A 1,589-nucleotide genomic window follows, 5' to 3' on the forward strand; every position below is an offset into this window, starting at 1 on the left:
GGCGTTATCGAGGCCAGAGAAGACAACGATGAGGTATATAAATTGATATTAAAGTCGAAAAGACCGTTGAACACAACCGGAATTTGTCATTGCCTTCTCACAGACAGAGAGGAGGTAAGGCATGAATATGATTTCACTGAAATTGATTCTACAAGCTATTAGCTTGCTAGCAGACTTAATTCAGCTCACGCAAATCTTGCAACCATTACTCTATTAAATATTAAAACCGCCTGCTGGATCAGGCGGTTTTTTTCGTTTTGCTTGGTTCTACGTAAATTAAAGAGCAGAACTACCCATAAAAAATAATTTCATTCACGTACGAGCCTCAAGAAACACTATCATTGCACTATACATAAAAGATAAAAGTATTAAATGATAAAAATACCTATCAATAGACTATTAATCTTTATTAAATGATAGTATTATCATTGTACTTATTTTTTTAAGTCTTTTTGATAGGTAGTCGGTTATGATAGTTCGCATTTATGTACGTGCATCAACTAAAGAGCAAGATGCTGAAAGAGCGCTCAGTGACTTGGTCGAGTTCAGTAAGAGCTATAGCGCTGGACACGTTGAATACATCGAAAATGAAAGCGGCACGAAGTTAACCCGACCCATCCTCAATCGGCTTTTAAACGAATCAGAGCCAGGTGACATTTTACTCGTGGAATCGGTCGACAGATTGTCACGCCTAGAACAAGCCGACTTCGACATTCTTAAGCAACAGATCAAGAGCAAAGGACTGCGCCTGGTCGTCGCTGATCTACCCACAACACACGTCGTTAATAGTGGCATGACAGGAGAGATACTGAACGTCATCAACAGCATGTTGATAGACCTACTTGCAACTATGGCGAAGCTTGATAACGACAAAAGGAGAGAACGCATTAAGCAAGGACTAGAAAGGTCAGGTTACAAGCCGGCAGGAAAGAAAGCCAATACCGCTAAGCATGAGCGTATTAAACAGCTACTTAAGGCCGAAAATATGACAAAAGAAGAAGTAGCAAAAGCTGTAGGTGTGGGTATCGCTACTGTATATCGAGTACAGAGGACGATATAGAAATAAAAATTGGTAGTGTTCAAAAATCTGTGTCATTTCAATAAACTGAATCAAACAGGAAATGACACATCATGGCAAACAACTTTGATTTCGAAGCAGCTTTAAAACAATTACAATCAGGACAACCCCTCACTGGTGAAAACGGTATCCTGACACCACTAATCAAACAGCTGACAGAAGCGGCTTTAAATGCTGAAATTGAAAACTATCTGGAAGAAAATCCTAAACCATCCAATCGCAGGAATGGTTACTCTCGCAAGACCGTAAAATCATCCTCCGGTTCATTTGAACTGGAAACACCTCGTGATCGCACTGGTGATTTTGAGCCTCAACTCGTCAAGAAAAATCAAACCAAACTCTCTGAAGAGATCGACAGTAAAGTCATCTCACTGTTTGCGCTCGGCATGAGCTACCGTGATATTCAAAAACATATTGCCGATATGTATGCACTGGATATTTCCGAGGGTGCCATTACCAATATTACAGACAAGCTAATCCCCGAATTACGTGCCGGGCAACAGAGGCCGCT

General features: G+C 40.6%; 2 protein-coding genes. Both read left to right on the forward strand.

Annotation, left to right across the window (positions count from 1 at the left end; all coding sequences use genetic code 11):
* Positions 1-469 precede the first annotated feature (469 nt).
* Positions 470-1,060 (forward strand): recombinase family protein, encoded by a 591-nt coding sequence (locus tag FTV32_RS16965; RefSeq protein WP_127801920.1) that lies wholly within the window; start codon positions 470-472, stop codon positions 1,058-1,060.
* Between the two features lie 71 nt (positions 1,061-1,131).
* The coding region (locus tag FTV32_RS16970; protein WP_180029151.1) for a transposase at positions 1,132-1,589 on the forward strand (458 nt) is incomplete at its 3' end.

Source organism: Acinetobacter sp. YH16032 (assembly GCF_013417345.1).
Classification (GTDB): Bacteria; Pseudomonadota; Gammaproteobacteria; order Pseudomonadales; family Moraxellaceae; genus Acinetobacter.

What these genes read in the sequence shown, in the direction of transcription:
- FTV32_RS16965 (WP_127801920.1), top strand. Translation starts at nt 470, where the DNA reads ATGATAGTTCGCATTTATGTACGTGCATCAACTAAAGAGCAAGATGCT.